This is a genomic window from Pseudodesulfovibrio alkaliphilus (assembly GCF_009729555.1).
Taxonomy (GTDB): Bacteria; Desulfobacterota; Desulfovibrionia; order Desulfovibrionales; family Desulfovibrionaceae; genus Pseudodesulfovibrio; species Pseudodesulfovibrio alkaliphilus.
Map to the genome: position 1 here is coordinate 281,935 of NZ_WODC01000005.1, position 7,785 is coordinate 289,719.

3 protein-coding genes are annotated in these 7,785 nt (G+C 63.0%); 1 reads left to right on the forward strand and 2 read right to left on the reverse strand.

Annotated features, from left to right (window positions below; translation table 11 throughout):
* The first annotated feature begins 1 nt into the window (after position 1).
* Positions 2 to 1,372 carry an MATE family efflux transporter gene (locus GKC30_RS09765; protein ID WP_367614075.1) on the forward strand — a complete coding sequence of 457 codons (1,371 nt, stop codon included), beginning with the start codon at positions 2 to 4 and terminating at the stop codon, positions 1,370 to 1,372.
* A gap of 111 nt (positions 1,373 to 1,483) precedes the next feature.
* Here GKC30_RS09765 and GKC30_RS09770 read toward each other — a convergent pair whose 3' ends face one another.
* On the reverse strand, positions 1,484 to 2,818 hold the full coding sequence (locus tag GKC30_RS09770) for a TolC family outer membrane protein (RefSeq protein ID WP_155934528.1): 1,335 nt from the start codon (positions 2,816 to 2,818) through the stop codon (positions 1,484 to 1,486).
* 131 nt (positions 2,819 to 2,949) lie between these two features.
* The coding region (locus tag GKC30_RS09775) for a cadherin-like domain-containing protein (protein WP_155934529.1) at positions 2,950 to 7,785 on the reverse strand (4,836 nt) is incomplete at its 5' end.

A 7,785-nucleotide genomic window follows, 5' to 3' on the forward strand; every position in this document is an offset into this window, starting at 1 on the left:
CATGGAACGATGGAAGGCCGACAACGGCTACAGACAGGCTTTGGTGCTGGGTTTGCCGCTGGTGATCAGCATGATTTCGTCGTCGATCATGACCTTTACCGACCGCATCTTTCTGGGCAGCTACTCCCTGGAGGCTTTGGCAGCGTCGTTGCCCGCGAGCGTAGCGGCGTTTCTCTTCCTGTCGTTTTTCTTTGGCGTGGCAGAGTATGTGGGCGTGTTCGTCTCCCAGTACACCGGGGCCACCAAGCACGAGCGCGTGGGCGCGGCCCTGTGGCAGGGACTGTGGTTCTGTGTGCCTTCCGGGCTCTTTCTGGCGGCTCTCTGGTTCGTGGCCGAGCCGCTTTTCGCCCTGGCCGATCATCCGCCCGAGGTGCGGGAATTGGAGGTGGCCTATTTCCGCGTTCTCACCCTGGGGGGCGGCCCCTTCCTGGTGGGCATCTGCCTCTCCTGTTTCTTCTCGGGCAGGGGGATGACCAAGCCGGTCATGGTCGTGAACATGGCGGCCGTGGCCTTGAACATTCCGCTTGATTACTGCCTGATCAACGGTATCGGTCCCTTTCCCGAGCTTGGCATCGTGGGCGCGGGCATTGCCACGTTGGTGAGCTTTACCCTGCCCGCCGTCTGCTTTGCGGTGATGACCTTCACCCGGGCCAACGAGGAGCGCTTCCGGGTGCGCTCGGCGTGGCGCATCGACCGTGACCTGTTCGGCCGCTTCATGCGTTTTGGCTTGCCCGGCGGGGTGCAGTTCTTTGTGGACATGTTCGCCATCACCTTCTTCGTCTTCGTGGTCGGGCGCATCGGCCCGGTCGAGCTGGCGGCCACCAACGTGGCGGTCTCCATCTACACCCTTGCCTTCATGCCCATGATCGGCATGCACGTGGCCACCAGCATCATGGTGGGCCAGGCCATGGGCCGGGGCGAGCCGGAGCAGGCGGCCTACGCCACCAAGAGCGTACTGCACATCGCCCTGGTTTACATGGCCCCCATGGGGGTGCTCTTCGTCGCTTTTCCCGGACCGTTCATAGAGCTGTTCCAGGCGCGGGGCGACGCAGCCCGCGACTTCGCCCCGGTGCTGGCCTCTGGCACTGTTTTGATGCGCTATCTGGCCGCGTTCTGCCTGCTTGACGCCATTGCCATCACCTACATGGGCGGGCTCAAGGGCGCGGGGGACACCCGCTTCATCATGCTGACCATGGCCGGGGCATCCCTCTTTTGCATGGTCGGACCGCTGCTGGTGCTAGGCCACTTCGGCTCCGTGGGCATCCACGCATCCTGGCTCTGTTTGCTGGCTTATGTCACGGCCCTGGCGGTCACGTTCATGACCCGTTTCCGCAAGGGACCGTGGCGCACCCTGCGCCTCATCGACGAGTAGGCAGCCCGCTGGCCGGGCCGAAAGGCCGCGCAGGGCGGACAGACGAAACACAGAGGGGCACCGCCGTATGGCGATGCCCCGTTATCGTTCGGAATGATTTCGCTGGCAGGGCTATTGGGGCAGGGTGGTGTAGGCGCTCTCGGAGACCTCAAGGGTCTTGACCAGCCGTCCCTGGAGATTGAGGAACTTGTAGAGGGTGAAGTCGCGGTTGCTCTGGGCCGTTTCGAGCAGCACGCTGTTGCTGAAGACCTCGTTGATGGCGTCGAGCACATCGAGGAGCGAGCGCTGGCCCACGTTGAACTGCATCAGGTACATGTCGCGCGATTCGATGCTGTACTGGAGCGCTTCCTGGTGCTTGTCCACCTGACCCACGGCGGTGTTGTATTCGGCCCAGGTGGTGGCCACCTGCCGGGTCAGTTCGTCGGTGGTGTCGTGCAGCTCTTCCTGGGCCTGCCGGATGCGGGCGCCGGCCGCCTGGGAGGACTGGTAGTCGGTGCCGCCGCTGAAGAGGTTCCAGGACATGGCGAGCATGGCCCGGTCGTCGCGCAGGTAGGTGGCCGATCCGTCGTGGTGGTCGGTGTAGCGGGAGCTGACCTTGATGTCGATGTCCGGGTAGTAACTGGAGCGAACCACATCGCGGTCCTGGGTGACGGCTTCCACGTCCGCCTTGCGGGCCTTGATCTTGGGGTTGTCCGCCAGGGAGGTTTCCAGCACCTGATCAAGGGAGACGGGCACGTACCCGGGGTTGAATTCCTGCTCGGCCAGGGCTTCGGGCATCTTGCCGGTCTGGCGCACGTATTCCGCCTCGCTGGCGCGGAGTTCGCCGACATAGGTGATGAGCGTGGTCTCGGCGCGGGCCACGCGGCCCCGGGCCTGCATCTCGTCCGCCTTGCTGCCAGCCCCGCCCGCCACGCGCTCGGCGATGGATTCGAGCACGGACTGATGGTCAATGATGTTGCTTTGGGCCAGGGCCACCAGCCTGCGGGTGCGCACCACGTCGAAGTGGGCGCGGATGGCGCTCAGGGCGATGGAGTCCACCATGTCGAAGAGGCGGTTTTCCGCGGATTCGAGCCGGGCCTTGGAGCCCTGGTAGGTGCTTAAGCGGCCCATGCCGTCAAAGACGTTCTGGGTCAGGGTCAGGGAGGAGTCCGAGGCGGTGCGGGTGCGGTCCTCGGTGCCCAGGTTGCGGGCAGTGGAGCTGTTGTACTGCTGGAACCCGTACTGGGACGACAGGTCAAGGGACGGGAAGAACCGGCCCAGGGCGGCCGAAAGGTCTCGCGAGACCGCCTCGCGGTTGAAGAGCATCGCCTTGATCTGCGGGTGCTGCCTGACCGCATCGACCACGGTCTCCTTGAGAGTGGTGGTGCCGTCGATTTCGGCGCGGGCAGGGGTGGCGACGGTCATGACCAGGGCCATGAGAAGCGGTATCAGCGTGGAGTGTTTCATGTCTCTATTTCGCGTGGGTTCGGGTGCGTGAACAGTTTCTTGATAGGTATAGTTATTTCGGACGCAAGGCAAGGGCCAAGGCAGGGAAAAGCCCCGGTCCCTCTGACAGGGGCCGGGGCTTTGGGCGCTGCCTATTGGTTGTTGCTTGGCGATTCGATCATGTACTTGAGCAGGTCGTCCACATGGCTGTCCGGGGAGACAGCGGTCTCGTAGTCCGAGAAACTGGTCTGGGTCACTCCCAGCAGCTTGATGACCACCTGTTCCTGTTCCGAGTCCTTGCCCACGAGCACCTCGGCGTAGTTGAGCTCTTCGGTGTCCTTGAAGGTGATGTCCAAGACTTTCATACCGTCTTGCAGATCCAGGGCGTCCATGCCCACGGTGAAGTCTTCCACCGTGATCTCGCCGCCGCCGTCGGCCAGGACCGAGGGGTCGATGATGATGGTGTCGTTCCCGTCTCCTGTGCGGATCACGTCGCGGCCGCTGCCGGGGTTGAAGGTGTCGTCGCCGCTGCCGCCGATGAGCAGGTCGTCGCCGGGGCCGCCCACCAGCAGGTTGTTGCCGCTGCCGCCGACAAGCGTGTCGTTGCCCGCGTTGCCTTTAAGGGTGTCGTTGCCCTCGCCGCCAAAGGCGTAGTCGTTGCCGTCGCCGCCGATGAAGAGGCCGTCCTCGGTGCCGCGCACATGGACCACGAGGTCGTCGAAGTCGTCGTCATCGTCAAACCAGTCAAATGAGCCTTTCCCGTAGGGGTTCGAATCCTGTTCCTTGCCGAACCAATCAAGGAACGGTCCCTTGAACTCGTCGTCCATGCGGACTTCCACGGTGTCGCCCGGTTCGACGGTGAGTCCGGCCTCAAGGGACTGATCGAGGTTGGTCAGGCTCGGCTCGACGCCCTGGCCGTTTTCGTCCAGCAAGGAGGACCAGAATCCGGGTTCCTCGCCGGTCGGGTTCAGGTTCGGGTCGTCGAAGTGAATGTTCGTGTAGGTGCTCTTGCCGTCTCTGCTGACGGAAAGCACCCATTGCCCGTTTGACCAGATGATGTCCAGGGTGTCGGTGTCCCGCACGGTGTCCGCCGTGACATGGGGAATCAGGAAGAACCTGATCTGGTCGTCTCCGGCAAAGGTCTTGAGCACATTCGTCGGGGGGTTTTTGCTGTCGAAGAGGATGATCTCCGGGTCCACTGGCTTGTCATCGGCATCAAGGCTGTAGACGCCGAGCATGTTGGTGAATTTGGTTGTCTCATTGACGAAGACCACCTCCTGGCCGCTGACATCCAGGGCCACCATGTCCGGCTTGATCACCTGGATGGTGGCCGTGGCCGTGGCCTGGGCACCGTGCTGATCGGTCACGGTGTAGGAGAAGGACGCCTGCCCGGTGAATCCGGCATTGGGCGTAAAGAGGACGTTGCCGTTGGTGTCCAGGGCCACCGTGCCGCCCACGGCATCGCCCACGGAAGCGAGGCGTAAGGTGTCGCCCTCGTCGATGTCGTGGTCGTTGGCCAGGAGCTGCTGCGCGGTGATGAGGTACGCGCCGTCCACCATGGTCAGGTCGCCAGCCAGGACCTCGCCTGCGCCGTCTGAAGAGGCTGCCGGAGTGGCGGTGATGCCTTGCAGGGCGAACTCGGAGTTGTCGGCCTTCTTGCTACCGTTGTCCACGGGCAGAATCTGCAGGGAGCCGATGGACGCGCCGTTCAACTCGGCGGCGTCCACGGTGATGGTGGCCAGGCCGGTGCTCGAAGACGCCGTCACAGGAACGGTTCCCATGAGAGTGCCTTTTTCGTCGTAGGCATAGACGACGGCCTTTTCGACCTCCCCGTTAGGGATGTTGTAGAAGTAGGAAAGGGTGATCTCCACCGAGGACATGGGCGTTTCAAAGGAGACCTGGATCAACTCGTTGTTCTTGTAGTCGACTTCATGGTCAAGGCGGCCTCCTTTGATGCCGATGCCGCCTGTCTCTTGTTGGTAAGGAGACTGGAGAGCCAGGGTCAGATTGGCTGGTTTGTTGGTCAGTTCAACGGAACCATCTTTTTTGATGCGGCCGTGGTGGGCGCTGATGTTGATGCCCTGATCTTCCCACTGCTGGACAACGTCCGCAATGGTTGCATTGGGAGTGTCCCCGGTGTGCGGGACGGCGACGCTCACCGGGGTGGTGTCGACGGCATCGCCGGCCACGACCACCGTGAAGGTGTCGGCCACGGCCACGGGCGCGTCGTTGGTGCCGTTGATGGTGATGGTGATGAGCTGCTCTGTTCCGTCCACCGAGGTGACGGTGAAGGTGTCGGTCAGCTTCTGGTCTTTGCCCAGGGACTGGACAGGGTCAGCGTCGTTGCCCAGCGTGTAGGTCCACTTGCCGTTGGCGTCGATGTCCAGGGAGCCGAAGTGGTCGCCGCCCTCGATGGTGGCCGGGGTGAAGGCCGCTTCGCCCTCGTCCGGGTCAATGATGTCCAGCTGTCCGGCAACGGTCGTCAACTGATCTTCGGTAACGCTGCCTTTCGTGTCGCCGGAGATGATTGCCGGGTCGGCAACCGGCTCCACAGTGACCGGAACGGTCACGGCCACGGTCCCGCCCTTGCCGTCGCCAACGGTGTAGGCGATGGTGTCCGTCCCGTTGTAGTCGGGGTCAGGGGTGTAGGTCCAGGTGTTGTCGCCGGTTTGGGTCAGGGTGCCGTGCTCGGCGGTCGGGGTGCCCACAACGTAGAGAGGGTCGCCGTCCGGGTCGCTGACGTTGGCCAGCAGGTCGAGGGCGACCGTGGTGTCTTCATCCAGGGTGACGGTGGTTTCGCCCGTGACCACGGGCGCATCGTTCACCGGGGTGATGTTCAGGGTCACGGTGGCGGTGGAGGAGCCTCCGTTGCCGTCGCTGACGGTGTAGGTGAAGGTGGCCGGGCCGTGGTAGTTGGCCTCGGGCACGAAGATGATCTGGGTTCCATCAAGGCTGACCGTACCATAGGTGGCATTGCCCACCTCGGTGATGGTCAGGTCGTCGCCGTCCGGGTCAGAGTCGTTGGCCAGCAGGACGCCGGCCTCCAGGGTGATGGTCTCGTCCTCGAGGAAGTCGCCGGTGATTTCGGCCATGGACTCGCCGCTGACGCCGCGCAGCAGGAAGTCGGAGTTGTTGTTATTGCTGCCCGCGCCGTTGGCAAGGGGCATGACCGTGACCGTGGCGATGGGCGTTCCGTAACCCTGGTCAGTCACGTCAAGGGTGACGGAGACCAGTCCGTCGGGCGTGCCCGGCACGTCCTTATATCCGAGCAGGGTGCCGTCCGCGTCAAAGGCGGCAACGCGGGCCATTTCGGTGTGCGGCCTGTCGAAGGGTGCGTCCTTGCCGCCGAACAGGGCCGACAGCTTCACGGTCACGCTCTGCATGGGCTTCTCAAAGGAGACTGCCAGCAACTCTGTGTCGGTCTCGTGGCTGCCGTCGATCAGGTCCACCTCGCCGCCGTCCATGTTGTCTTTAACACCAAGGCCAGAGTAGTTGTACGCTTTACCATTCAAATTGAAGCTTACGGGCTTGGTACCCAGTTCCACTTCGTTTTCATTCCAGGAATCGGCGTCCATCCCATTGCCGATCATGGCGCGAACCGTCACACCCTGATCCGCCCAGTCCGACTTGACTTTGGCCGGGACCACATTGGCGTCCGGGGTGGTCACGGTGATGGGCACGACCTCGGTCACGGTGATCGTACCAAGCTCATCGTCCACAGCCACGGGCGCCTCGTTGACGTTGGCCACGTTGATGATCAGTGTCTTGGTGGTCTCGCCACCGTCGCCGTCGCTCACGCTGACATTGATGGTGTAGCTATTCGTTTCACTTTCGTAATCCAGATCCGCGCCGTCCCTGACGGTGATCACGCCTGTGGCCTCGTCGATGACGAAGGGCGAGATGCCGTCCGGGTCGACCAGGGAGTATTTCAGGTCCGTGGAATCGATGTCCGAGCCCACCACGCTGGCCACGAAGGTGCCGCCCGGCGAGTTCTCGTTGACCGTGACTTCGCCGTCCACGGCCGGGGTCACGGCGAACATGCGTACGTTGTCCGCCACGTTGCCGTAGCCGTCGGCGTCGTGCGAGCGCAGGGTCAGGGTGCCAGTGCCCGAATCGTCCTCGCCCACGGTGATGATCACGGAGCCCGTTTCCCAGGCCGTGTGGCCGGGATTGAAGGATGCCACGGCCTTGCCGTCCCAGAGCACGTCGATGTTGCCGCTGTCGTCGCCTCCCCGGTTGGAACCCCGGTCGAAGAGGTCAAGCTCAATGACGTACTGGCCCGGCTTAAGGCCCTCTATGGTCTGTGAGATAACCAGGGCCTCGCTGCCCACGCCGAAGTCGATGACGTTGTTGCCATCGGTGGCCCCGATGATGCCGTCACGAGTGCCGCTCATGACTTCCCAGCGGGTACCGGCGTCCTTGGTCCAGCCCTCGGGCGTGTGGCCTTGCGCCCAGTTGCCAGGGGCGATGACCACGTCCTCGAAGCTGCCGTTGATTACATAGTTGTGGGTCTGGTCCACGCCGGTGAAGCTCAGCTCGGGCGCGTCGTTAACGCCGTTGACGGTGATGGTCAGGGTGGCTGTGTCAGTCAAATCTCCGTCTGAGACGGAGTAGCCGATCTTAAGGACGTGGGTTTCGCCCTCGGTCAGGTAGTCGTAAGAGGACGCATCAAAGGTATATGTACCGTCGGCGTTGAAGGTGAGGCCCGCAGGTGCGCTGTCCGGATCGGTCAGGGAGTAGGTCAGTTCCTCGGCCGTGTTGTCCACGTCATAGTCGTTGTCGGCCACGGAGCCGGTGATGGTCGCCTTTTCCTTGAGCGCGGCCGTGTCGTCCACCGCCACGGGGGCGTCGTTGGTGCCGTTGACGGTGATGGTCAGGGTGGCTGTGTCAGTCAAATCTCCGTCTGAGACGGAGTAGCCGATCTTAAGGACGTGGGTTTCGCCCTCGGTCAGGTAGTCGTAAGAGGACGCATCAAAGGTATATGTACC

Excerpts from the sequence above, each read along its gene's own strand:
- GKC30_RS09765 (WP_367614075.1), top strand. The coding sequence starts at position 2 with ATGGAACGATGGAAGGCCGACAACGGCTACAGACAGGCTTTGGTGCTG.
- GKC30_RS09770 (WP_155934528.1), bottom strand. The coding sequence starts at position 2,818 with ATGAAACACTCCACGCTGATACCGCTTCTCATGGCCCTGGTCATGACC.